The organism is Flammeovirga sp. SubArs3 (assembly GCF_947387565.1).
GTDB classification, from domain to species: Bacteria; Bacteroidota; Bacteroidia; order Cytophagales; family Flammeovirgaceae; genus Flammeovirga; species Flammeovirga agarivorans.
Map to the genome: position 1 here is coordinate 20309 of NZ_CANDOA010000010.1, position 24721 is coordinate 45029.

At 34.3% G+C, this 24721-nt stretch carries 19 protein-coding genes; 4 read left to right on the top strand and 15 right to left on the bottom strand.

Going from position 1 to position 24721, the window contains the following annotated elements; genetic code table 11:
- Window positions 1-12 precede the first annotated feature (12 nt).
- The 4 genes from ttcA (at window position 13) to QL232_RS22260 (ending at window position 7887) form a co-directional block, all read left to right on the top strand.
- Window positions 13-819, top strand: coding sequence for a tRNA 2-thiocytidine(32) synthetase TtcA (gene ttcA, locus QL232_RS22245; protein ID WP_281615820.1), 807 nt, complete (start codon window positions 13-15; stop codon window positions 817-819).
- 109 nt (window positions 820-928) lie between these two features.
- Window positions 929-1606: a Crp/Fnr family transcriptional regulator gene (locus tag QL232_RS22250; protein ID WP_281615821.1), complete on the top strand. Its 678-nt coding sequence runs from the start codon at window positions 929-931 to the stop codon at window positions 1604-1606.
- A gap of 350 nt (window positions 1607-1956) precedes the next feature.
- Window positions 1957-6390 carry a glutamate synthase large subunit gene (gene gltB / locus QL232_RS22255; protein WP_168881375.1) on the top strand — a complete coding sequence of 1478 codons (4434 nt, stop codon included), beginning with the start codon at window positions 1957-1959 and terminating at the stop codon, window positions 6388-6390.
- 78 nt (window positions 6391-6468) lie between these two features.
- Entirely contained in the window at window positions 6469-7887 is a 1419-nt protein-coding gene (locus QL232_RS22260; protein WP_168881374.1) for a glutamate synthase subunit beta, read from the top strand.
- Window positions 7888-7949: 62 nt separating this feature from the next.
- Here QL232_RS22260 and QL232_RS22265 read toward each other — a convergent pair whose 3' ends face one another.
- The 15 genes from QL232_RS22265 to QL232_RS22335 form a co-directional block, all read right to left on the bottom strand.
- Complete coding sequence (locus QL232_RS22265; protein WP_281615822.1) at window positions 7950-8972, bottom strand: DUF3667 domain-containing protein; 1023 nt, start codon at window positions 8970-8972, stop codon at window positions 7950-7952.
- Window positions 8973-9024: 52 nt separating this feature from the next.
- Complete coding sequence (locus tag QL232_RS22270) at window positions 9025-10263, bottom strand: PAS domain-containing sensor histidine kinase (RefSeq protein WP_281615823.1); 1239 nt, start codon at window positions 10261-10263, stop codon at window positions 9025-9027.
- Window positions 10264-10380: 117 nt separating this feature from the next.
- A complete protein-coding gene (locus QL232_RS22275) occupies window positions 10381-11460 on the bottom strand; it encodes an iron-containing alcohol dehydrogenase family protein (RefSeq protein WP_211093208.1) in 1080 nt (359 codons plus the stop codon).
- 4 nt (window positions 11461-11464) lie between these two features.
- Window positions 11465-12667 carry a DegT/DnrJ/EryC1/StrS family aminotransferase gene (locus QL232_RS22280; RefSeq protein ID WP_168881371.1) on the bottom strand — a complete coding sequence of 401 codons (1203 nt, stop codon included), beginning with the start codon at window positions 12665-12667 and terminating at the stop codon, window positions 11465-11467.
- Window positions 12668-12891: 224 nt separating this feature from the next.
- Window positions 12892-14865, bottom strand: a complete 1974-nt coding sequence (locus tag QL232_RS22285; protein ID WP_281615824.1) for a LysM peptidoglycan-binding domain-containing protein — start codon at window positions 14863-14865, stop codon at window positions 12892-12894.
- Between the two features lie 87 nt (window positions 14866-14952).
- Complete coding sequence (locus tag QL232_RS22290; RefSeq protein WP_281615825.1) at window positions 14953-15594, bottom strand: O-methyltransferase; 642 nt, start codon at window positions 15592-15594, stop codon at window positions 14953-14955.
- Window positions 15595-15597: 3 nt separating this feature from the next.
- Window positions 15598-16083: a PaaI family thioesterase gene (locus QL232_RS22295; protein WP_281615826.1), complete on the bottom strand. Its 486-nt coding sequence runs from the start codon at window positions 16081-16083 to the stop codon at window positions 15598-15600.
- 4 nt (window positions 16084-16087) lie between these two features.
- Window positions 16088-16804, bottom strand: a complete 717-nt coding sequence (locus QL232_RS22300) for an RluA family pseudouridine synthase (protein ID WP_168881367.1) — start codon at window positions 16802-16804, stop codon at window positions 16088-16090.
- Complete coding sequence (locus tag QL232_RS22305; protein ID WP_281615827.1) at window positions 16785-17852, bottom strand: ATP-binding protein; 1068 nt, start codon at window positions 17850-17852, stop codon at window positions 16785-16787. Before QL232_RS22305 ends, QL232_RS22300 begins: the two co-directional genes overlap by 20 nt.
- A gap of 78 nt (window positions 17853-17930) precedes the next feature.
- On the bottom strand, window positions 17931-18620 hold the full coding sequence (locus QL232_RS22310) for a response regulator transcription factor (protein ID WP_168881365.1): 690 nt from the start codon (window positions 18618-18620) through the stop codon (window positions 17931-17933).
- A 150-nt stretch (window positions 18621-18770) separates the two neighbouring features.
- Window positions 18771-21068: a peptidylprolyl isomerase gene (locus QL232_RS22315; protein ID WP_281615828.1), complete on the bottom strand. Its 2298-nt coding sequence runs from the start codon at window positions 21066-21068 to the stop codon at window positions 18771-18773.
- 118 nt (window positions 21069-21186) lie between these two features.
- The gene (bamD, locus tag QL232_RS22320) at window positions 21187-22188 is read right to left on the bottom strand and encodes an outer membrane protein assembly factor BamD (protein WP_168881363.1); all 1002 of its coding nucleotides are present in this window, start codon (window positions 22186-22188) and stop codon (window positions 21187-21189) included.
- A gap of 235 nt (window positions 22189-22423) precedes the next feature.
- Complete coding sequence (locus tag QL232_RS22325) at window positions 22424-23434, bottom strand: DUF4097 family beta strand repeat-containing protein (protein WP_281615829.1); 1011 nt, start codon at window positions 23432-23434, stop codon at window positions 22424-22426.
- Complete coding sequence (locus tag QL232_RS22330) at window positions 23406-24182, bottom strand: hypothetical protein (protein WP_168881361.1); 777 nt, start codon at window positions 24180-24182, stop codon at window positions 23406-23408. The genes QL232_RS22325 and QL232_RS22330 overlap by 29 nt, the downstream gene beginning before the upstream one ends.
- Before the next feature lie 11 nt (window positions 24183-24193).
- On the bottom strand, window positions 24194-24718 hold the full coding sequence (locus QL232_RS22335) for an RNA polymerase sigma factor (RefSeq protein WP_168881360.1): 525 nt from the start codon (window positions 24716-24718) through the stop codon (window positions 24194-24196).
- Window positions 24719-24721 lie beyond the last annotated feature (3 nt).

Here is a 24721-nt window from a genome sequence, read left to right on the forward strand (position 1 = left end):
AATTTTAAATCTATGATAGAGACATTAACAGCAGAACAGGTTAAGCTTCAAAAGCGATTACATAAAAATGTTTGGAAAGCAATTGATGACTATAAGCTTATTGAGGATGGAGATAAAGTGATGGTTTGCTTATCTGGAGGAAAAGATAGTTATACTATGTTAGATATATTATTACATATTCAGCATACAAAAAAGTATGATTTCGAGATTATTGCTGTTAATCTTGATCAGAAACAGCCGGGTTTTCCAGAGCATATTTTACCCGAGTACTTAGATAAATTAGGTGTTGATTATAAGATTTTGAATAAAGACACGTACTCGATTGTAACTGAAAAGTTGGGTGAAGGGAAGACGATGTGTTCTTTATGCTCTAGATTGAGAAGAGGTACTTTATATACTGCCGCAGAAGAATTAGGTGTAACAAAAATTGCATTAGGTCACCATAGAGATGATATCATTGAGACATTTCTGTTAAATATGTTTTTTAGCGGTAAGTTGGAAGCAATGCCACCAATCTATAAAACAGACGACCAAAAACATGTTGTTATAAGACCTTTGGCATATTGTAAAGAGAAAGACATTGAGGTGTTTTCTGAATTAAAGGAATTCCCTATTATTCCATGTAATTTATGTGGCTCTCAACCAAAACTTCAACGTCAAATGGTTAAAAATATGTTGAAAGAATGGGAGAAAGATTATCCAGATAGATCAGAAGTTATTTTTAATTCATTGAAAAACACTTCTCCATCTCACCTATTAGATAGAGATCTTTATGATTATCAAAACTTCAAAATGATAGAACCACCTATCAAGAGTTAATTGATATTGTATATAAATATGAAAAGAGGCATTTTAAATATTAAAGTGTCTCTTTTTTTGTTTGCTTTTATTCTTCTATCTTAATACTAGAATTAGAAGGTAAGGAAATATGGACTCACTCTGGCACATGCATAATTTTGATTTATATTCAATTTTATGCCCAACGAAAATTAACAACTACTTTAAAAATAATGGCTTAATGTTCAAAAAAGGAGAAGTGATCTACTTCCCTGAAGACGAAGAACAGAAAATCTATTTAGTGAGTAAAGGAAAGGTCAAATTATGTAAATACAATCAAGATGGGGAAGAAATAGTAAAACTGATTTTATCTAAAGGTGAAATATTTGGAGAGAAAATTCTTCTAGGTCAGCAGAAAAGAGATGAATATGCAATTGCTGAGGGAGATAATACTGCCCTATGTCTTTTATCTATTGAAAAAATGAGAAACTTAATGAGAGATAACGAACAGTTTGGTTTGTATATCTATAAGCTCATCGGTTTGAGGATAAAAAAAATAGAGAGAAGATTAGAAATTCTTGTATGTAAAGATGCTGATGAACGCTTGATTGAATTTATTAAAGATATTTTTGATGATGATTTTAGCGATGGAAATACTGTAAAACACCATTATTCTCAGAATGATATCTCGAAGTTAATCGGAACATCAAGAGAAACCGTTTCTAAATTAATGAGCAAGTACAAGAAGTTAGATATACTAGATTATACACGATCTTCTATCACTTTAAAAAACAAAACGAATTTGTTACAGATGCTTGACACCGAATAACCTAATATTTTCCATAAAAAGTGATGATTTTACACTAATCAAAAATGTAAAAAATACAATTTATAGTATCTAGATTCTTTGTGTTATAAATAAAACATGCTTTTGATATTTTGTCATAATTCATCTTATAAATACGAAATATTCATTATAATGTGGTATTTATTAATGATTTATTAAAAAATACTCTTATATTTGAAAGTGTTGTGAACGTAAAAGCTTTGTGAGGAAAGAACAAAATACAAATAGATAGTAATTATTATTCTTAGATTCTTAAAAATTAGGATTGCTATATAGCTAACAACAGACCTCCAAAGTCCAACAATTATCGAAAATCGGAAGACGCTTTATTTATGGAACACAGATTAACGGCCTTTAAGGACAATTGTGGTTTTGGTATGATTGCCAACTACAAGAATCAGCCCTCAAGGCAAATGACTTTAGACGCTATAGAAGCCTTATCAAGAATGATTCACCGTGGTGCAATTGCAGCAGATGGTGTGAGTGGTGATGGTAGTGGTTTCTTATTCTCAATGCCAGATAAATTCATGCGAAAAGAAGCTGAACTTAATGGTATTGACCTTCCGCAACGTTATGCTGTTGCAATGATGTTCTTGACAGATGCGGATAAACAAAAAGAATTATTTTCTGAATACTGTGAAAGAAACGATTTAAAGGTATTATTCACTAGAAATGTCCCTTTAAATACAGAAGTATTAGGTAAGCAAGCTTTTGAATTGCTACCAGATATCGTTCAAGCATTTGTAGTACCAAATGCCTTGATGTCTACGAAACGTTTCTCAGCTCTCTTATACCTTACAAGAAAAGAAGTAGAGCATGCTTTAAGAGAAGACGAAGGATTCTATATTCCTTCATTCTCAGAAAAAGTAGTTTCGTACAAAGGATTAGTAATGCCAACTCATATCAAAGAGCTTTTTGTTGATTTACAACAAGAAGAATTTGAGGTGTCATTTGCTGTATTCCACCAACGTTTCTCAACGAATACATTACCTCAGTGGAGATTAGCTCAACCATTTAGAACATTAGCTCATAATGGTGAGATTAACTCTATCCAAGCGAACCGCTTTAATTTCTCAATTAAGCAAGAGGTATTAAAATCAGAGGTATTTACTGAAGAAGAATTAGAAAGAATCTTCCCGATTTTAGTACCGGGTGGATCAGATTCAGCTTCATTAGATAATGCTTTTGAATTCCTAGTAACGGCTGGCATGGATTTCTTCCAAGCAGCTCGTTCAGTAGTGCCTGCACCATGGCAAAACGTACCAAACTTAGATGCTAAACTTAGATCATTCTATGAATATGCAGCAAGTAACTTTGAGGCATGGGATGGTCCAGCAGCATTAAACCTATGTGATGGCCGTCACTTAGGCTGTGTGCTAGATAGAAATGGTTTAAGACCTGCAAAATATATCATCACCAACGATAACAGAATTGTTATTAGTTCTGAGTATGGTGTAATTGATCTTGAGGAAGATAATATCAGAGAGCAAGGTAAATTGCAATCTGGCCAAATGATTGGTATTGATCTTCGTTATGGGACAATTTTAAAGCATGATGAAATTAATACATACCTTAAAGAGGCTAGACCTTGGGGTAAATGGATTCATGAAAATAGTGCATATCTAATGGAACATGTGGATAAGAACTTCTTAACCATGGACGATTATAGATATGACGATATTGTAGACAAGCAACGTTACCATAACTACACAAACGAAGTGTTAGAAGGTGTTGTTCGTCCGATGATTGAAACTGGTAAAGAAGATACAGGTTCTATGGGTGATGATACACCATTAGCTTGTTTCTCAAATGTTCAAAGAAACTTTACTGATTTCTTCCGTCAGAAATTCGCTCAAGTAACCAACCCACCGATTGACCCACTACGTGAGAAAATGGTAATGTCAACGGCAGTTACTTTTGGTAGAAATAACAACGTATTAATTGATGGGCCAAACAATGCACATCGTTTGAAATCAATGTCTCCAATTCTTTCTTATGAGCACTTTGATGTGTTAAGAAGATTCGGCTTGAATAACGATTCGTTGTATGATCCACATTACACAAATAAAACCTTCAGTACTGCTTTTACTACAGATTTAGAAAAAGCATTACATGATTTAGGTGAAACAGTAGAAAACTCTGTAAGAGACGAGGATACTTCTATTGTGATGTTAGATGATAGATATTTATCTAAATCACAAAAGCTGATCCCAATGCCAATGGCTGTTGGTTATGTAAGTAACCACCTTGCTAAAAAAGGCTTAAGATCTCAAGTGTCTATCGTTGCAATTACAGGTGAGGTGTATGACTCCCACTCAGCAGCCGTTCTATTAGCAACCGGAGCAACAGGTATTTACCCATACCTATTGTTTGGTACAGCACTTCAAGTAGCAGAAAACTTAGGTGCAGACTCGTACATGACTCGTAAGAAATCATTAATTAAAGTTCAAAAAGCTTTAAATGCTGGTTTATTAAAGATCATGTCGAAAATGGGTATTGCAACAATTGAATCTTACCAAAACTCATCTCTATTTGATGTGATTGGTCTTAGCAATTCAATCGTTGATCAGTGTTTCCAAAGAAGTGAAGCTCTAATCCCAGGTCTTGACTTCTCTGATATTGAAGAAAGAATTGAAGCTTATCACAAAGCTGCTTACAAAACAAGATTCATCAAAAAGATGTATCCTCTTGAAGTAGGTTCTTTCTACAAGTACGCTGAAAATGGAGAATATCATGATTTCGCTCCTAAAGTAGCACAAAGTATCAGAAAATTTGCTGTAACAGGTAAATCTGAAGATTATGCTGAATTAAGAGATCAGATTAATAATAGAGGTTTACGTATGATTCGTGACTTCTTTGTATTCAAATCTGATAGAAAGCCGATTGATATTTCTAAGGTTGAACCAATTGAGGCAATTACAAAGAGATTTACATCTGCAGCGATGTCTCTAGGTTCAATTTCACCAGAAGCTCACGAAGCTTTAGCAGAAGCAATGAATACAATTGGTGGTCAATCTAACTCTGGTGAGGGTGGAGAAGATCCTAAGCGTTTCAATACAATCAAAAACTCTAAGATTAAGCAAGTTGCTTCTGGTAGATTCGGTGTAACACCACACTACTTAAGAAATGCTGAAGAAATTCAGATTAAAGTAGCACAAGGAGCCAAGCCAGGTGAAGGTGGACAGTTACCAGGTTCAAAAGTAACATCTTTAATTGCAGAATTAAGATGTACAATCCCAGGTGTAACACTAATTTCTCCTCCTCCACACCACGATATCTACTCAATTGAGGACCTTGCTCAATTAATCTATGATTTAAAGCAAGTGAACCCTAAGGCCCGTATCTGTGTTAAGTTGGTATCAACTGCAGGTGTAGGTACTATTGCAGTAGGTGTAGCAAAAGCATATGCAGATAAAATTATTATCTCGGGTGCTGATGGTGGTACTGGTGCAGCTCAATTAGGTTCAATTAAGTTTGCAGGTAACCCTTGGGAACTTGGATTGGCTGAAGCACACAATGCACTAAAAGTGAACTCACTTCGTCACTTTGTAGAAGTACAAACTGATGGTGGCTTGAAAACGGGTCTTGACCTAGTAAAAGCTTCAATCATTGGTGCAGAAAGCTTTGCATTCGGTACATCATTATTGACAACTATTGGTTGTAAGATCTTAAGAGTTTGTCACCTTAATAAGTGTTCAGTAGGTATTGCAACTCAATCAGAGCAATTGAGAGCTTACTACATGGGTACTGTAAAAGGTGTAGTGAACTACTTACAAGCAATGGCTGAAGAGGTTAGAGAAATCTTAGCAGAATTAGGATATACTTCATTAGATGAGATCATTGGTAAAACTCATTTATTAGATGTAATTGACAATGACTTTGCGAAGAAATTTAACTTCAAGGATGTTCTTTACTATGCAGAAGGTAAAGACATTAGAGAAAAAGCTTCTAATGAGCCATTTGATCCAAACGAATTCGAACAAGAGATCTTGTCAGAATTGATGCCAGTGATCAAAGGACCACATTATAGAACAGTTCTTGATAAAGAAATTGTAAACACTAATCGTAGTTTTGGTGCAAGAATTTCAGGTCAAATCGCAGAATTCCACGGAAAGAAAGGTTTACCAAAAGAACTAATTACAATTAATCTTACAGGTACAGCAGGACAATCATTTGGTTGTTTACTAAGCCATGGTATGTTATTATCATTGAAAGGTACTGGTAACGATTATGTTGGTAAAGGTATGAGTGGTGGACATATTATCATCACTCCAAAAGATGGTATTACTGAAGGACGTAACTTAGCAGGTAACACTTGTTTATATGGTGCAACTGGAGGTAAACTATTTGTTAGAGGTGAAGTAGGTGAACGTTTTGCCGTAAGAAACTCAGGAGCTTTAGCTGTTGTAGAAGGAACAGGTGATCACCCATGTGAATACATGACTGGTGGTACTGTAGTTATCCTTGGAAAAACAGGTAACAACTTCGGAGCAGGTATGACTGGTGGTGTTGCTTTTGTCTATGACAAAACAAACTCATTCATCGATAAGATGAACCAGGAACTTATCAAGGCAAGACGTATTGATACAGATGAAGGAGATGAAGGACGTTTCTACTTACAGAGAATCTTACGTAGCTACTTGTTCCGTACTGGTTCTACAAAGGCGAAACATATCCTTGATCATTTCCGTGAGGAAGTAAGATACTTCTACATGGTAACATCTAAAGATATGAAGTCTCCATTAAACCCAATGGAAGGCAATTAGATTTAAAGATGTGGGTATTTAATTACCCACATTCTTAAAAATTTAAATCCATTCACCTCAACAAAAGAATTTAGAATTATGTATGAATTCACTAAAATAGAACGTATTACACCAACTCTTCGTCCTGCAGATGAAAGAGTAGGGAACTTTGATGAGATCAACGAAGTATATACTACTTCTGAAACGGCCTCACAAGCTTCACGATGCGTACAATGTGGTAACCCTTATTGTTCATCAGTAGGTTGTCCATTAAGTAATTATATTCCTCAATGGTTACGCTTTATTGCTGAAAAAGATTTAGAGCAAGCATTTAAAATTTCTAACGAGAGTTCTCCTTTCCCAGAAATCTTAGGTAGAATCTGTCCACAAGATCGTTTGTGTGAAGGAGCTTGTACTCTAAATGATGGTAATGAAGAAGAAACAATTGGAGCCATTACTATCGGTTCAATTGAGGTAGCAATTAGTGAAAAAGGCTTTAAAAAAGGTTTTAAACCTGAATTTGCTGAGAAATTAACAAACAAAAAGGTAGCTATCGTAGGTTCTGGTCCTGCAGGTTTATCTTGTGCTACTTTCTTATTAAGAGCTGGTGTTAAGCCAGTAGTTTTTGAAAAAGCAGATAAAGCTGGTGGATTACTTACTTATGGTATTCCTGGTTTTAAACTTGAAAAACATGCTGTAGAAAGAAGAATCGAATTACTTCTTGAAGCAGGTATGGAATTACATACAGGTGTAGATATCGGAAATGATGTGACATTAGAATCATTAAATAAAGATTACGATGCAGTGTTCTTAGGAGTAGGAGCAATGGCAGGTAGAGCTTTAGGTAATGAAGCTTACAATTCTGATAACATCTACATGGCTGTTCCTTTCTTGACGAATATCCAAAAGAAAATTGAGGAAAAGCAGTATGATAAAAAATATAGTGTTGAAGGAAAACGAGTAGTTGTAATTGGTGGTGGTGATACCGCTATGGACTGTGTAAGAACTTCAATTAGAGAGAAAGCAGCAAAGGTAACATGTTTCTATCGTCGTGACGAAGAGAACATGCCTGGTAGCCGCAAAGAAGTGAGAGCAGCGAAAGACGAAGGTGTAGAATTTAAGTTCTTAACATCTCCAAAAAACTTTGTTGCTGATGATGAAGGTAATGTTTACGGAGCAAAATTCGTAGATATGAAACTTTCTGAACCAGATGCTTCAGGTAGACAGGCTGTTTCTGAGGTTGAAGGATCAGAGGCAATTGTTGAAGCTGATGTATTTATCCTAGCTCTTGGTTTTAGTAATGAAAAATTAAAATGGATTACTGATGCAGGAGTAGAAACAAACGAGTGGGGAGCGATCAAAACTAACGACAAAGGTGAAACATCATTAAAGAATGTATTCGCTGGTGGCGATAGTGTAAGAGGGGCTGATTTAGTTGTTACTGCAGCTCTTGATGGTAGAGAGGCTGCAATGTCCATTTTAGAATCGATTTTCGATGAAGAACCTGTAACTGTTTAATAACGGTAATAGGTTTATATTTTAACCCACTGAGAAAAGCGTCTCTCAGTGGGTTTCTTTTTTTAGAATATATAGAGAGAGATAAAAATCTCTAATGAAGCAACTAGGGCAATCACAAAACAGTGAATGTTGATAGCAACAAAGACTTTCAATAATGTCTTTTTCCAACTTTGTTTATAGAATTTCCTGAACATTAGAGTAGATATAATCATCCAATAAATAAGTAATGGAGTGATCAAGACGTTGATACTAGCAAAATGAATTTGACCTAAAATTATACACAAAGTGAAAATGAATAAGGCAAAGGCATGCAAGTGTATTGAGAATATAAAATGTTGTATATACCTGTTCTGAACTTTCTTTTTTCTCACATACAGTACTTTAAGATATAGAGCAAAAATAGGTACTAACAACATAATAGCTATTGATATATTGCTCAGAACGGTTTGAAGAAATAATACGGCATTATCTTCATAGATGTATTTAGCTTGCTTAATTAATTTTACCTTATACCAATCATGTACTTGTAGCGTATCTTGAATAAAAGATTCTTCTAAAGTTTCCCTTTCCCGAATAGCATCAAAAATCAAATTGAGCTCCTTTGTGAGTTGGTCACTCAATGAATCATTATCTACATTGACATTAATATACTCTTTAGCGTATTCCGTAGAATCTATATCATAATAATCCTTGTATGAGTCGTTAGGTTCTGTTTTAAACTGCTCCTTAACCGTATCACCTGTTTTAGCTAATAACTCTTTAAAGTCGATTTTGAAACCATGCTTATCAATAAGTAGGTTATTAAAAGTGAAAATAAAGAGTAATGAACAAAACAAATACAGCCTTAGAGGAAGGACATAAGTAACCCTTTTACCACTTAAAAATTCTTTTGAGAGGTAAGACGGATTAGTAAGAAATGGAAGAATGGTGTGTTTAATTCTTGAGTCATAACCAAACGCCTCTTCAAGAAAATCTTCTAAAAGAATGCGAAAGTTGATGTTGTAGTTTTTAGTATTCTGACCACATTTATGACAAAATTGATCATCCTCATTTATTGGAGTATTACAGTTTTTGCAGTTTAGCATAAAATAGTAGTTATTCTTTGAATAGAGTGAATTGGAAGAATAACAATATTAGCTATAATTTTTCAGATAGAGGTAGAGTTATTGTAAACTTTGTGCCTTTATTTACCTCAGATTCTAAATCTACTTTCCCATTGAGAGTCATCAGAGTTTCTTTAACAATGTAAAGCCCTAAACCAGTGCCTTGGTTATTATCTGTTGCTCTATAGAACATATCAAAAATTGATTCTTGATCTTTTTCTTTGATGCCAACTCCATTATCCTGAATCACTACAGTTCCAACATTGTCCTTTGAAGTGAATTTAAGGCGAACATAGGACTCTTCTTGATATACATTGGCATACTTAATACTATTAGATATTAAGTTCGATAGAATCAATTTTAGACGGTATTCATCAGAGTACCATTCAAAGTCTTCATTTACCCATTGAATATCAACTTTATTGAAGTTGGGTAAAAATTGTAATGCATTGACAACTTCAGACATTAATTTATTCAGATTGATTTTATTACTGTTTAAAGCAATATTCTGAATCTTTAATGTATCTATGATTTTTGAAATAAAATGTTCAAGCGTATGAAGGCTTTTACTAATTAATTCAAGGTAATTTTTTTGTTCCTTCTTGTTTTCATTTTCACTAATGAGTTCAAGTAAGCCTAAAGCAGAAACAACAGGTGATTTTAGGTCATGAGAAGCACTATACATAAACCTGTTAATTTCCTCATTAACTCTATGTAATTCTTTGTTCTTCTGATTCAGTTTTACCTTTTCTTTTTTGATTTTCTTGAGTTCTTTTGAATCAGAAATATCTACATGATAGCCGATTAACTTCTGAGGTTGCCCCTCATCAGTCCATGAAATGATCTGCCCTTTACAATATACCCAGATAGTTTTATCATTTTTTCCTTTCCATCTAGCGATATTATGGAAACTACTTTTTCCTTTAGTAGCTACATGTTGTTCAAAGGACCTCATCAGTTCTTCAAGGTCATCAGGATGTATCATTTCTTTCCAAGCTGATTGAATATTTGGAAATTCATGATGTTCAAAGCCAAGCATTTTAGTATAAGAAGGAGTAAGGAACTCTGTATTAGTAGCAAAATCCCATTCCCAATATCCTTGAGCACTTTGATCAAATAGAGATTTAAAGTTATTGGTGTTGTCTTGGGCTTGTGATAGTTCTTCGTACTTTTCCTTCCATAACAATTCTCTCTGATAAGTAGTGCTCAATTCCTCTATAAGTTCGTCTTTGCTTAACCCTCTAATATCTTTCTTATTGATAGTATTCTCCAAAGTAGTTATAGGTCATAATTATTAAGAAATAAACAGTATGCTTTTAATTTAATAAAAAAAGAAAAGCCCTCTAAGTAAATAAAGGGCTTTTCTTCTTTAGATGTATGATTTTAAGGATTATAGACGTCTATAAAGCTTCTTGATATCTTCTTTAGTCCATTTTTCTTTCCAATCAAGGCCAATTGCATGATTCCACATGTGAGGAAGATTGTAAGCTACTTCAGCCATTGCATCAATTGTTTCTTCAGACCACTCTTTAGAAAGTCCTTGAGGAAGATCAATATTGTGCTTTTCAATCATCGATTTGAATTCGTTGACTGCATCGCCATAGAATTCTTCTAAATGATAGAAAGCTAAACAGTTAGCATATCCATGTCTAGTACCTAAGATCTTAGATAAACCATATGATAAAGCATGGCAAGCACCTACTTCAGAATATGTTAAACTTAAACCACCAAATAATGAGGCAATCATAAGTTTTTCGTCGTTTTCTAAGTTTTGGCCTGCATTATCGCCTAAGTAAATTTCTCTACAAAGTGATAAAGCTTGGTCACCATAAGCTTTAGAGTAAGCATTAAAGTATAAGCCACTCTCCGCTTCAATACAGTGAATGTAGCAATCCATACCAGTGTAGAACCATTGGTTACGTTCTACAGTTGATAATAATTCAGGATCTAATACAGCTTGGTTAAATACTGTCCAATCACATTTTAAACCTAATTTCTTAACAGGTCCAGTTAATACTGCAGTCATTGAACATTCAGCACCTGTACCAGCTACTGTTGGTACACCCATATGGTAAACACCAGCTTTCTTCACAAGGTTAAGACCTTGATATAACTGTGAAGAACCTTCGTTTGTTACCATTAATGATAATGCTTTAGCGATATCCATAATAGAACCACCACCAATACCAATGATACCTGCAGGAATACCTTTTTCTGCTAAGATTTTATCACGAAGGTTGTCAACTTGATCAGTAGTTGGCTCATATTGATCGATATCTTCGAAGAATACTAAATCCTCAGCATGAGCAGGAATACGATCAGCTAATTCTTTACCTTCGAAATATTTATCAACGATAAATACCATGAATTTATCGTTTTCAACACGTTTAGGAGCTAAGATGTCATCAATTTGATTGAAAGACCCTTTACCGTAAACGATTTTGTCTATGTTTTTGAAGTTCTTATGCATAGTCTTAGTTATTAACAGCTACAACAGAGTTTAATGATGCAATTAATTTATCAGCAAATGCATGGATTTCTTCCTCTGTCCATGTAGCTCTAATACCAATTGATAATAATCTGCCAATGATATTTTGAGATTTTGGTAACTCAAGGTTATTCCAGTCTTGACGGTGCTCATAATCATGAATAGCCAATTTATATGGAGAATTCAATGATTTTAAGTGGTCCCATTGATTAATGAAGTGGTACATGTTAGTATACCAATAAGCGACACCAACACCATCTTTACCACACTGATCAGCCGCAGCTTTGGCTAATTCAGGAGTTTCCATAAAGAAGTTTAAGAAAGTTGCTGAATCACCTTCTTCGTCTGGTAGACAACGGAAAGTAATGAAAGGCACTTCTTTTAATCTATCTTTAAGAATAGCTTTATTCTTTTTGTTTTGCTCACGGATCATTTCCAATTTACGCATCTGAGCAACAGCTACAGCAGCATTCAACTCACCTAAACGGTAGTTGAAACCTAAAATTGGATGTGGTTCCATACCTCTGTTATCGCCAACGTGAGAGTGACCATGATCAGAGAATTGAGCCATAATTTCATATTTTTCAGTGTCATTTGTGAAACAAACACCACCTTCACCAGCTGTAGTAATTTTGAAGAAATCAAAAGATACAGCACCAGCATCACCAAACAAACCTACGTGTTTTCCTTTGTAGAAAGCACCTAAGGCTTGACCTGCATCTTCTAATAATTTAATGTTATGCTTATCACAAACCGCTCTGATACCATCAAGGTCTGCTGCAGCACCACACATATGAATTAATAATACAGCTTTTGTTCTTGGTGTAATTGCAGCTTCGATAGATGCAGCACTTAAGTTAAGTGTTTCATCAACTTCTGCAAAAACAGGAATACCACCTGCGAATAAAACGGCTTCGATAGGAGCAATGAAAGTAAAAGGAGTACAAATCACCTCATCATTGTGACCGATTCCAGCAGCAGCCATCATACAAGCTACGGCAGCAGAACCACTAGAAACAGCGTGAGCATGTTTTGCACCAGTATAGTTTTGGAATAACTCTTCAAATTCTCTTGCTTTCCAATGACCATTTCTTTGGTCATCATGATTGTATCTAAAAAGCATACCGGACTCTAAAACGTCCATTACTTCTTTTCTTTCTTCAGCACCAAAATATTCCGTTCCTGGCATAATTATCTATAATTAATTTTGAATATACTTTGTCAGTTAATTTTGTGTCGCAAATGTACAAAATTATAATGAGTAAATGTTTTTATAAATACATTTCTCAATCAAACACCCGCTTAATAACAATTGAAGAGCGGTTTTTGTCAATTATTCATTGATAATATTTCTTTATAACAAAAAAAGGAGCCCTGAGGCTCCTAGTATTTTTATGATTAGTGATTCAAAAGTTATTTAACTCTTAACTTTTGTCCAACTTTTATCTCGTTGTTACTCATGTTGTTGAGTGATTTTATTTGCGACACATTGACACCATACTTTCTTGAGATGGAATATAATGTATCACCTGAACCAACTACATGAAACTCTTCAATCTGTTGAGGTGAAGCAGAAGCACTCTCTTCAGTAATAGCACTTTCTGGTGCAGTTAATTTTAATACCTGACCAGCGTTTAAGGCACCATTTGAAGGAAGGTTATTCCATTCAATTAAGTCTTTATGATATACCCCATATTGTCTAGAGATAGCAAAAAGAGTTTCACCCTGTTGTACTGTATGTGTTGTTGCATTTGCTGTTGAAGAAGTACTTGCAACTGCAGGTGCCGTTACTGCCGTTTGTTGAGTTACTGTTGCGGGAACTGATTCTTTTTTCGGCTCTGCTTTAACTTGTGCAGGTTGGTTGTATATATCATTTGCTGGCTTTGTGGATGCATAAGCAACAGGCTCAGCAACAGTATTTGACTGAGTTTGTCGTTGAGGAATCTGTAATAACATTGGAAGACGGTGATAGTCTCCTTGATTCTTCAATACAGCATTATGCTGAATAATCTCCTCTGTAGTTACATCATATTGAGCAGCGATTGATTCTAACGTTTCCCCTTTTTGCACTGGATGTTGAAGAGTATGCGTTGAATAATTTCCAGTACTGTTAATAGAAGGATTAGAAGCAACAGAATTAACTGCATTTGATGCATTCGGGTTTGAAACATAAATTTCATCCCCTGGGTGCAATTCTTTGTTATTGTTCCAAGCCATAAGATCTGTTGCTGCTACACCATGCTTTCTAGCAATAGCATAGTAGAACTCGCCTTTTCCAACAGTATATTTCTCAGGAGCAGTTGGCATGGCTTCAGCAGGAGCATCATTGGCCACTGTTAGAATTGTAGTGGTTGCTGCTACAGTAGCTGCTGTATTTGCAGCGGCTGGAGAAGCTTCACCAACGGTGATCGTTTTACCTCTAGCATTCATTTGAGAATTAGGAGCAATATCGTAAGCAGCATTGTCAATTGCTGGTTGCTCAGTAATTTCTTCAATAACTGCCGTTTCTTCAGCTACCGGAACAGATACAGCTTCGGCGGTAGTGGCTACACTTGAGCCTTCTTTTCCGACAATTAATACTTGTCCTTCTTCTAATGAAAGATTGTCGCCAATGTTATTCCATTCTTTTAGTTCTAACATAGTGACATCATACATGTGCGAGATAGTGAAAAGACTTTCTCCATCTTGTACTGTATGTGTTTTAGAAGAAGGGTCTACAGCGTTAGCAGTAGAATCAGCTGGAATTGAAATCACAGCAACACCAGTGGTAATGGCAGCAGCAGAATCAATTTGTGCTAATTCTTCTTCAACAACAGGTTCTTCTGCTGGTGGAAGATCAATGACTTTAGGAGGAACAGATTTTGGTCTAGTTTTTTGTAAGAATAAAACTCTACCTCTAGCCAAAGGCTCATCAGATTTCATACGGTTTTTCTTAGCAAGTTTAGATAACTTGATACCATACCTTTGTGAAACCTCCCATAAGTTCTTTTCTTCATCAACCGTATGATTAGCTACAGTTGCTTTACCTTTTTTAGCTTTTAAATAATATACATGCCCTTCTTGAAGATCATCATAGGCATCCATATCATTGTATTTGTATATTTTCTTTACATCTATTCCTAATGCTGTTGCGATAAGCATTAAGTTTTGATTTGGCCCAGCGATAAATGCAGGGATAGCGTTTGCATCAACTAATGTAATTTCTTCACCATTAACTTTTTTAGTATGAACGTTAGTGATGATAGGGTAAGGATTGTCAGTTTGGTGAGGCTGTTGAACAACCATAACATCCTTATTTGGGTTTGAAAGTTTTAATTCAGAACTATTGAAAGAACTAAACAGTGTACCAGCGCTTAAGAGTAGACTTATGGAATATATTTTTTTCATAATAGGCTAAAATCGACCTTGAAAATATGAGAGATGTACAATAAAACTGAGCTCTCACAAAAATAAATTAGTGATTATGCCACTAAATTACAATTTTTGGGCCATTAAAATACCATCTCGTAATGGTAAAATGAAACTTTGTACTCTTTTATCAGAAGTTACTTTTTTATTGAAGTCTTTTATGGCTATCGTCATTTTATCTTTTGCTTCAGGATTAACGACTTTACCTTTCCATAAAACATTGTCAATCAGAATGAAACCTCCCTTTCTTATTTTGGGAAGGCAAGCTTCATAATAAGCATCATTATTCATCTTGTCGGCATCAATAAATACGATGTCGAAAATATCATCTAATTCATCGATAATGTTAAGTGCCTTACCAATGTGTAGTTTGATGACATTGTCCAAATTTGCTTTAGTGATATATTCAGAGATGATCTTTTCTTTTTCGTCATCTACTTCGATAGTATGAAGTGTTCCATTTTCTTGCATTCCTTTAGCAAGTGCTATTGCTGCATAACCTGTAAAAGTACCAATTTCAAGTACTTTAGAAGCGTTCATGCTTTTTGCTAGCATAGTAAGAAATAACCCCTGAGGGTGTCCCGAAACCATGTGAGGCATATTTTCCTGAAGGTGTGTATCTCGATCTAATTCTTTTAGAATAGGGTGTTCTTCAGTAGCTACTTCCTCAATATATTTATCAATCTCTGGATTGGTAATATGCATCATGAGTTAATCAATAAAAGGATTTTTATCTTGTTTGTCTTCACTGCTGAATACTCGGATAGCAACTACATCAGCTTCTGCTGTTTTCACATCACCTGACCAGGATTCACATTTCATGACTACTTTTTTACCTTTTCTTTCAGTAACAGTAGCGATGAGTTTAATAGGAATATTGATAGGGGTAGGCTTTAAAAACTTTACGTTTAATGTTCCAGTAGCATAGCGATAATGAGGGGCGGAGTCTAATGCTCTACCTTCTTCTCTATACGCATCAGCCATGGCTGTACCCATACAGTGACAATCAATAATTGTAGACAAAATACCACCGCTGAGTAAGTTGGCCCAACCGTGGTATTTCTCTTCTGCATTCCAAATACAAATGGCTTCTTCTCCTTCCCAGTAACTTTTAATATGAAGACCGTCATCGTTCTTCATTCCGCAGCCAAAACAAACGTTGCCATGCATATGGTCTTGAAAATAGGGAGAAAGCATAAGTTTATTTGAATTTTCTTAATTGAGTAATCAAAGCTCTCATATCTTTTGGATAATCAGCTTCTATTTTAATTTCAGTACCGTCAACATCCTTGAAAGTAAGCGATCTTGCATGAAGGGCAACCCTAGACATTAATGGTTGTTCTTCAGTTCCGCCTTTCAAGTTGAATTTTCTTCCTTTAATCTCAGATAAGTAAGGAGACTTACCTCCATAAACTTCGTCAGAAATAATAGGAGAGCCCAAATAAGCCATATGAATACGTATTTGGTGCATTCTACCCGTTAATGGCTTACATGCTACTAGAGAGTGAAACTTATATATTTCTTCAGTCTTTACTAAAGTTTGAGAGGGTTTACCTTCAATATCAATTCTAACATTTCCTCTTCCTGAGACTAAAATGTTACGATCAACCATTAAACCATCGAAGTTTTCTACTCCATCAACAACAGCATGATATACCTTTTCAACCTGACGTTTCTCAAATTGGATGGCTAGGTTTCTATAAGCTTCTGGGTTTTTAGCAATAGCCATTACTCCAGAAGTTTCTTTATCCAATCTATGACATAATTGAGTATCACCTGCATATTTCTTTGCTTCCTGATATACCGTTGGTAAGGTCTTATCACGATCTTCTAAAGATGAAATATAAGGTGGTTTATTAACTAGAATGTAATTGTCGTTTTCAAAAATGATCCACTTCTTAAAGTTCGGAATCTTCATATTCTTCTTCTTTCACTAATGTTAAATCAAATGAGAATGTAGAACCTTCCTCTGGTACACTTTCAAGCTGAATAACAGCGTCATGTCTTTCGAGAATGTGTTTACAAATAGCTAGCCCTAAACCAGAACCGCCCTGTTTCTTAGTTCTACTCTTCTCAACACGGTAAAACCTTTCGAAGATTCTATTTTGATCTTCATGAGGAATACCCATGCCATTATCTTTTACTGCAATAGTAACAGTATCTTCATGAACATCCAAAATTACTTTAACCCATCCATTTTTGTGATTATACTTAATACCATTAACAACTAAATTAATAACTACCTGTTTTAATCGGTTATAATCGGCATTTATGTAAATAGGATCATCAGAAGGAGCCTCTAAACTGACAGTTATATTTTTCTTTTCTGCTTTTTGTTCAATCTGCTCTAAAACATCAACAATCATAATTTGTAGATCAAACTCTTCAAATTCCATGTTGATTTCTCCAGCTTCTATTTTGGATACTGTTAATAGGTCTTCAACTAAAATATTTAAAGCATTTAAAGACTTTGCTGCTTTCTTTAGGAAACGGTCTCTCACACTTTTGTCATCAACGGCACCATCTAATAGTGTTAGAATAAACCCTTGAGTGGCAAAAATTGGTGTTTTTAACTCGTGAGAAATGTTTGCAAGGAATTCTTTTCTGTATTGCTCCATTTGTTTTAACTGAGCAATCTCGTCTTCCTTCATTTTAGCATAGTTCTTAATCTGAGACTTAATGCCAACAATTGGATTTTTCTCTTTCTTCGAAAGTTCAGGGTGAACATCTTTAGTCGTTTGATTACTTCTTAGCTCATGAATTTGTCTATGAATGTTACCAATTTCTTTGAAAAAGATAAACTCTAAAACAAAGTAAGTGAGAAGGAAAGAAGATGAAAATGAGATCATCAAGCCTACTATTGTTCCTGTTTTTGAGACATCAGGAATAATAGAAAGGAAAGCTGCTGTAACACCTCCAATACACAATGCAAGTAGCAATGAAACTGACTTTGCGTTAAAAAACATATGTATAAAATGTTGTTAGAAAGAAAAACCTCATTAACCATTATGGAAATGAGGTTCGTAAATATCGTTAAAAGCTTATTAAGCTTCAAATTTATATCCTACACCTTTTACAGTTTTGATATAGCCATCACCGATTTTTTCTCTTACTCTTCGGATATGTACATCAACTGTTCTGGCTAAGACATAAACATCAGCACCCCAAATATTTCTCAACAGATCATCTCTATTGAAAACTTTATTTGGACTTTCTGCTAGGAAATAAAGAAGTTCAAACTCTTTTTTCGGAAGTGTCTTCGCTTCTCCATCCACATATAGCGTATAGCTTGATTTATCAATTGAAAATTTACCAATATTGATAATATCTTTTTTGGTAGATGATGATTTGCTCTTACGTTTAAAGATAGAACCAATACGCTTCATTAATGCTCTTGGCTTAACAGGCTTAACGATATAATCGTCTGCACCTACATCAAAAGCAGCAACTTCTGAGTATTCTTCAGCTCTTGCTGTTAGGAAAATAATATGTGCTTCAGAAAGCTCAGGATTTTCTTTTATTTGGCGACAAGCTTCTACACCATCCATAACAGGCATCATAATGTCCAGAATAATTAATTCTGGATGGAAATCTTTAGCAATGTCTACTGCCTGTTTTCCATCATTTGCTGTTTTTACATTATAGCCTTCTTTTTGGAGGTTATAACTAAGGATCTCTACAATATCTGGCTCGTCGTCTACTACGAGAATTTTACGATCTGCTTCTGTAGCCATTTTGCTGTTAACTTAATTGAAATATTTATGATTACAATTTACACCAATTTATAGATATGATATTACTCTTCAAAGAAATATTAGTATCTGTAATGATATACTTGCAATGAGTTTACAATTAATTAATCTATCTTATTAAATGTTTTGAAATTATAAACTTTCTTGACTTCTGTACAGCGATTGAAGGATTGTACTATCTACAGAAACCTGATGTTTTTGATGTAAAGACTCTAACCAAGTTTTTTCTAAATGTTCTTGATAATCGGCAATGACACTACCCTTAGCCTCTTCAAATAACTTAGGACCTTTTGGTAGAAATTCATTAACGATACAAATGATATATCTTTCTTGATCCTCGAAAATATATCTACCTTCTTTCATCTGAATATGATTGGCAAAAGGAAGTGTCGCTTTAGTATATACACCTTCTTCGAAATTGACTGATAAATTACTTAGCTGATTCTTGGTGTGAACATAATTTGACAAGTCTTTAGAGTAGAAGGAAACTTTTACATGTTGTTTCTTTCCTTCTGTAAACTTGATGTTAAATTGATTTGGGTCCACTTTAGAATCTAACAGATTCTTTGTCATCTTATCTTTTCTATTGTTTCTTAACTTAGTGCCACTTTTTGGAGGCATTTGTATCTCAATAGAAGCAATAAGGTTATTGTCACTAACTAAGGCATCACTAATTGTCTGTAAATCTTTTAGTGTGTTTTTATAAAGGTATGAACTGCCATCTTTGAAATATAAAGATTGAATCTCAGTAGGGTAAACCTTATAACGACCAGAATCTAGCATAAATAGAGTTTCATCTTGAAGTTCTTTGCTGCCAGTATTATAAACACTCATCGAAACTCGATCTTCCCACTGGTACTTATTAATGTTATTATTAAAGTATGCTTTTAATCCTTCTTTATCAGTTGAAGCCTTATTCCATACACAGTCTTCCATTACTCTGAAAAGTAACAAACCATCTTCATATTCTTTAGCTAAATGCTTGTATTCAGGATATTTTGAAGGAAGCAATTCTTTTTCGGTAGCGATTAATGTTTCATCAACAAACTTCTCATAATAGTTGTTGGTAACTTCAAGAAGACTGTCGTTTTTTGTCTTCTTTTGATTATCAATGATGTAGTTGTAGAAATCATTGGCAATGACCTTTTTTGAGGTCAGAGTGAATAATACTTTCTTTTGATCTTTTGTAGAAAGCTCCGTTGGAATTGTCCATTTACCTTCTAATAAAGTGGTGTCTATTAGAGAAAAAGCATGTTCTTTATTTTCATCATTCTCAATAAAAGAGTTATCCGTTTTTAGTTTATTGATAAACTGCGCTCTACTTGTTGATGATCTGCTGTCTTTTTTCACTTTACGAACTAAACTCGGATACATTTGTTCATATGGTAAAACAGGTTCTTTTTTATATAGCCTAATAATATGCCAACCAAAATCAGTTTGAACAGGTGCGGAGATATCTCCAATTTTGTCTAACTCATTTACACCTTTCATGAATGAAGGAGGGAAGCGAACTTCACTAACCGGTGGTAAAATACCTTTATTATTAGATGATCTTTTATCGTCAGAAAAGTTGAGACATAGAATATCCCAATCTCCACCATTTTGTAAGCTATCATAAATGGCCTTAGCTTTTAATTTACTTTCTTCTTGTTGCTGTTTCGGTTCTCTAGATGAACTTTTGATCATAATATGTTGGACTTGTAAAGTACCGAAACGAGGTCTTTTTTCTTTAACCAACAATAAGTGGTAACCAAAACGAGTGCGAATTGGACCTGCAATATCTCCTGGAGTAGTTGTAAATGCAGCTTCCTCAAAAGGATAAACCATTTGTAGAGAGGTGAAAAAACCTAAATCTCCTTTATTTTGTTTTGCAGAAGGATCTTCCGAATATTGAAAAGCTAACTTTCCAAAGTCTTCACCCTGATTAACTTTCTCAAGAAGTTCTAAAGTTCTATTGTAGGCTTTTAAAGTATCTTCAGGAGCAGCATTATCTTTGACTTTGATTAAAATATGTGCTGCACTTACTTCTTCTTTTTGACGTTCATAGGCCTGTTTTACAAGGCTATCATTAAATACAGATTCAGTAAGGTAAGGTTCTTCCAATTGTGTCATATACATATTGTATTCGTTTTGGAAGGCCTTTAGAGAGTCATAGCCTAAAGCATGTGCTTCAGCAACTTTTAGTTTGAAATTGATAAACAGATCAAGATACTCGTCTACATTTTCTTTCTGATAAAAAGCACTATCATTATTGTAGTTTTTCTCATATAAATAAACGAAGTTTTCTTTCGAAATAGGCTCATTATCGATGGATAATAGAGTTTCTTCTTTTTCTATTTTTTGTGAACCACCCATTGGCATTGTACATGAGAATGCTAAGGAAATGGCTGTTAAGCTGATCAGTTGTCGTTTAATATATTTAAAAAGCATGTCTGTCTAAAAAATATTCAAAAAAATAATGCTCGAACAATAAATATGAGTCATTCAAATAAAAAAACAAAAAAAAGACCGATTATCTAAATATAATCGGTCTTTCAAGAGTGAAATTTTATTCTTTCAAGGTTTCTGGTTCTTCATCTTCCCTTTCAGATTCCTGAATCTGTTCTAGGTTTTTAGAACGTTTTCTACGCTCTTTACGAGTCGCCTTAGGTCCTTGTTCAATTTCTTTTTCAGCTTGTTCCTTAGTGATCTTACCAGCAGCAGCTTCAGCTTCAATCTTAGCTCTTTCTTTTTCCCAAGATGCTTTCTTCTGCATGTGCTTCTTTAGATCCTTATCTACACTGCTCTTTAGTTTAGTTGCATCAGTGTAAGCACTAGATTCTGAATATCTTTCTCCAAACTTTTTATAAGTTTCAAGCGATGCTTCATAGCGTTCTTGTTGCTTATTAAAAATTGACATCTTACCTAACTCGTACTCTGCTTCCATCTTTTTATACATGGCTTCAGGTTTGAAATCTGAATCAGGATAATCCTTCATGAAGTTTTCATAAGCAATTGCTGCAGCTTTGTAATATCTTAAATGAGAATACTGTTTTGAGATTTCGAACGCTTTAAGTTCTAATCTTGCTCGTAACTCATTAATTAAATCATCACATTGTTGAGCATATTGACTAGTAGGGTATCTGTTGATAAAGTTTTGAAGTTCTTCAATCGCTTTGTCAGTACCAGACTGGTCAAGATTGTAATCAGGAGTATCTTTATATAAAGAATATCCGTTCATAAATAATGCTTCTTCGGCAAAAGGTGAACGGTTATATGTTTCAAAGAAACTTTTGAAATGGTGTGAAGCAATAAGGTATTGCTTTTGTTCAAATTGACTGTAGGCATAATAGAACTGAATTTTTTCGTATTCAGCTGCACCTACAAATGCTCCCATAATGTCTTCGAAAAGAACTGAAGCTTTGTAATAGTCTTTATTATCGTAATAATTAAGAGCGGCATCATATTTCTCATTGATGTCACGGCTCTTAGATATTCTAGAAAACTTACTACAAGAAAAGGAGAAAGTGCCTAAAATTGCACAAATAAATATAATTCTCTTACTCAACATAACTGCAAATCTAGATTTGAGGAACCGGATAAAAAAAAGTTTTATGATTGATTACTGTTAAAAGTTGATAATAAGCTAACAGTAAGCAATTTAAATTTAGCGGAGATTCCTCATTTTTTGCTTCGTCAATAAAATTCTCACAAATATAATAGGATAAAAATACGCTCTAATAAGAAAGACCCCCAATTTTTAGAAAAGGAGGTCTTTGATTGATTTTTTTTTGAACTAATTCAAGTTAGTTGAATTTAATGCTTCCATACGAGGACTTTACACTTACGTTTTTACCCGTATTTTTCTTCAAATGATAACCAGAAAACTCCGATGAGGTATTTTTTTCAATCTGAGTTGTGATGGTGAGTCCATCTATATTAGACTTAAAGCTTCCGTATCTTGTATTGGCATCAAAATTAAAAGGAGCATCATCTTCGAAGGCGATTTTTATTGACCCATAAGATGAAGATGCACTAATGTCAGTAAATTCCTTTGTAACACCTTCTACTTTAAGAGTACCATAATCAATATCATAAGATAAGGCATCTTTTAGCTGCCCAATAGATAGGGTAGAGTAATCAGATTCACCTACAATAGTACCTGCTGTTCCGATTTGGATATTACCATACTTATCATCGATTTCAACATCGTTCGCTTGTCCAATTTGTAAACTTCCTAAATAACGAGTTCTGATTGAACCTTTCTCAATAAAATCGATTTCACCACTTCCGTAAGAGATTTCAATGTGATTATTCTGACTACTTAAATCTTTTGCTGTCAGATTTCCATAGGCCACCTTTAGATGTGAATCTCCTTTTAAATCATCTGTGATAATTCCGCCGTACTTATTGTATAATTCAGTTCTAATGTCTGATGGAGCCAAAACATTATAAGTAATCTTAAATCCTTTCTTACTGTTGTTATTACTAGAAGAAGGTGTAATTGTACTTAAGTTAATATGTCCATCTGAAGAGTTGTCTTCAATACTGATAGACTCTAATGTGGATTGTGCCTTATTTGCAGATGTATTCCATGCCTCCATGGTAACTTTTACATCCACTTGGGAAATACCATCTCTAGTTTCAATGACTACATTTCCGAAAGCATTGCTAATTTCTAATAATGTATTACTATTAACGTTGCTATAACTTCTTTCGAATGTTTTTGATACTAAATTAGGGTGTTGAGCATCAGCGACCTGATGCACCACCATTAAAAAGATCAGATTAAATATTATATTTCTTAACGTCTTCATGATTTTCTTCTTTCTTATTGTGATCAATAATGATCTCCATTTGTTTATTCAGCAATTCAATCTGTAACTCAAGAACAATGACCATTTGCTTTCTGATGAGTTCGGGTTGTTGAGATGAATCGAGCTCTTTTTTCAACCCTTTGTAATTGCGTTGTAATCCTTTTAACTGATTATTGAAATCATTTAGAAGTTTAATGTCTTCGAAATTTAATTGTTTGATCTGCAGTTGTTTTGTTTGTATTACATTCATGTAGTACCCTTCTGCAGTATTCCACTCTTTGTCAGCTTTCGAAGCTTTTACTACATTTTCAGAGCCAGTTTGAAACTTACCAAACCAACCAATTCCTACACCAATAATAATTGCTGCAGCCAATGAAGTAATCCACTGATAATTGATTTTGAATTTTACCTCTTTTGCTGAAGATGTATTATTTTCTTCTTTCTGAGTGTCTTTATCTAGATCATTTGATATTTTATCCCATAAATTGTTTGACGGAGTATATTTATCAAATTCTGTATTTCCTTTTATATTCTCTAGTGATAACTCTTGATCACTTAATTCTTTTTCGATTCTATCCCACACATCACTTGAGGGGGAATGATGATCTAATGATGACTTATTTACAATAATATCACCTTCAAATTGATCATTGAGTAAAGATCTAAACCTTTCATTACATTTATCTGAAGGAGATAAAATGTCTAATGAGGATTTATTTTCTATGATATATCTTTCTAATTTATCCATAAGTCAAAGTTTTAAAGTGAAGCACTTAGGATGTCTTTTAGCTTTTTCTTTGCTCTACTGTATTGTGATTTTGAGGCAGACACACTGATATCTAGAATTTCTGAGATTTCATTATGGTCATAACCTTCCAATAGATACAAGGAAAATATAGTTCGGTAGCCATTCGGGAGTAATTGGATTGCCTCGCGAATCTTGTCAATATTGTAGATTAACTCATTATCAACAGGAGACTCGTCTTTTACTTGGTCAATTGGGTGAGACTCTGTATCCACAAAATCAAGACGTCTCTTTTTTAAGTGGTTGATTGAGTGATTAACGACAATTCTTTTTAGCCAAGCTCCAAAAGTGGAGGATCCATTAAATTTTTCAATATTTCGAAAGGCATTTAGAAAAGCTTCTTGCAATATATCTTCAGCTTCTTCTAAGCTGTTTACAATTCTCACTGCAACATTGAACATTGCTTTAGAGTATTGTTGATATATTTCAAACTGTGCTTGTCTATCGCCTTGTTTACATCTTTCTAGCGTAGCGGTCATTGT

Coding starts and splice junctions, on each gene's coding strand:
- ttcA (WP_281615820.1), top strand. CDS start 13: ATGATAGAGACATTAACAGCAGAACAGGTTAAGCTTCAAAAGCGATTA.
- QL232_RS22250 (WP_281615821.1), top strand. CDS start 929: ATGGACTCACTCTGGCACATGCATAATTTTGATTTATATTCAATTTTA.
- gltB (WP_168881375.1), top strand. CDS start 1,957: ATGGAACACAGATTAACGGCCTTTAAGGACAATTGTGGTTTTGGTATG.
- QL232_RS22260 (WP_168881374.1), top strand. CDS start 6,469: ATGTATGAATTCACTAAAATAGAACGTATTACACCAACTCTTCGTCCT.
- QL232_RS22265 (WP_281615822.1), bottom strand. CDS start 8,972: ATGCTAAACTGCAAAAACTGTAATACTCCAATAAATGAGGATGATCAA.
- QL232_RS22275 (WP_211093208.1), bottom strand. CDS start 11,460: ATGCATAAGAACTTCAAAAACATAGACAAAATCGTTTACGGTAAAGGG.
- QL232_RS22280 (WP_168881371.1), bottom strand. CDS start 12,667: ATGCCAGGAACGGAATATTTTGGTGCTGAAGAAAGAAAAGAAGTAATG.
- QL232_RS22285 (WP_281615824.1), bottom strand. CDS start 14,865: ATGAAAAAAATATATTCCATAAGTCTACTCTTAAGCGCTGGTACACTG.
- QL232_RS22290 (WP_281615825.1), bottom strand. CDS start 15,594: ATGATGCATATTACCAATCCAGAGATTGATAAATATATTGAGGAAGTA.
- QL232_RS22295 (WP_281615826.1), bottom strand. CDS start 16,083: ATGCTTTCTCCCTATTTTCAAGACCATATGCATGGCAACGTTTGTTTT.
- QL232_RS22300 (WP_168881367.1), bottom strand. CDS start 16,804: ATGAAGATTCCGAACTTTAAGAAGTGGATCATTTTTGAAAACGACAAT.
- QL232_RS22305 (WP_281615827.1), bottom strand. CDS start 17,852: ATGTTTTTTAACGCAAAGTCAGTTTCATTGCTACTTGCATTGTGTATT.
- QL232_RS22310 (WP_168881365.1), bottom strand. CDS start 18,620: ATGGCTACAGAAGCAGATCGTAAAATTCTCGTAGTAGACGACGAGCCA.
- QL232_RS22315 (WP_281615828.1), bottom strand. CDS start 21,068: ATGCTTTTTAAATATATTAAACGACAACTGATCAGCTTAACAGCCATT.
- bamD (WP_168881363.1), bottom strand. CDS start 22,188: ATGTTGAGTAAGAGAATTATATTTATTTGTGCAATTTTAGGCACTTTC.
- QL232_RS22325 (WP_281615829.1), bottom strand. CDS start 23,434: ATGAAGACGTTAAGAAATATAATATTTAATCTGATCTTTTTAATGGTG.
- QL232_RS22330 (WP_168881361.1), bottom strand. CDS start 24,182: ATGGATAAATTAGAAAGATATATCATAGAAAATAAATCCTCATTAGAC.
- QL232_RS22335 (WP_168881360.1), bottom strand. CDS start 24,718: ATGACCGCTACGCTAGAAAGATGTAAACAAGGCGATAGACAAGCACAG.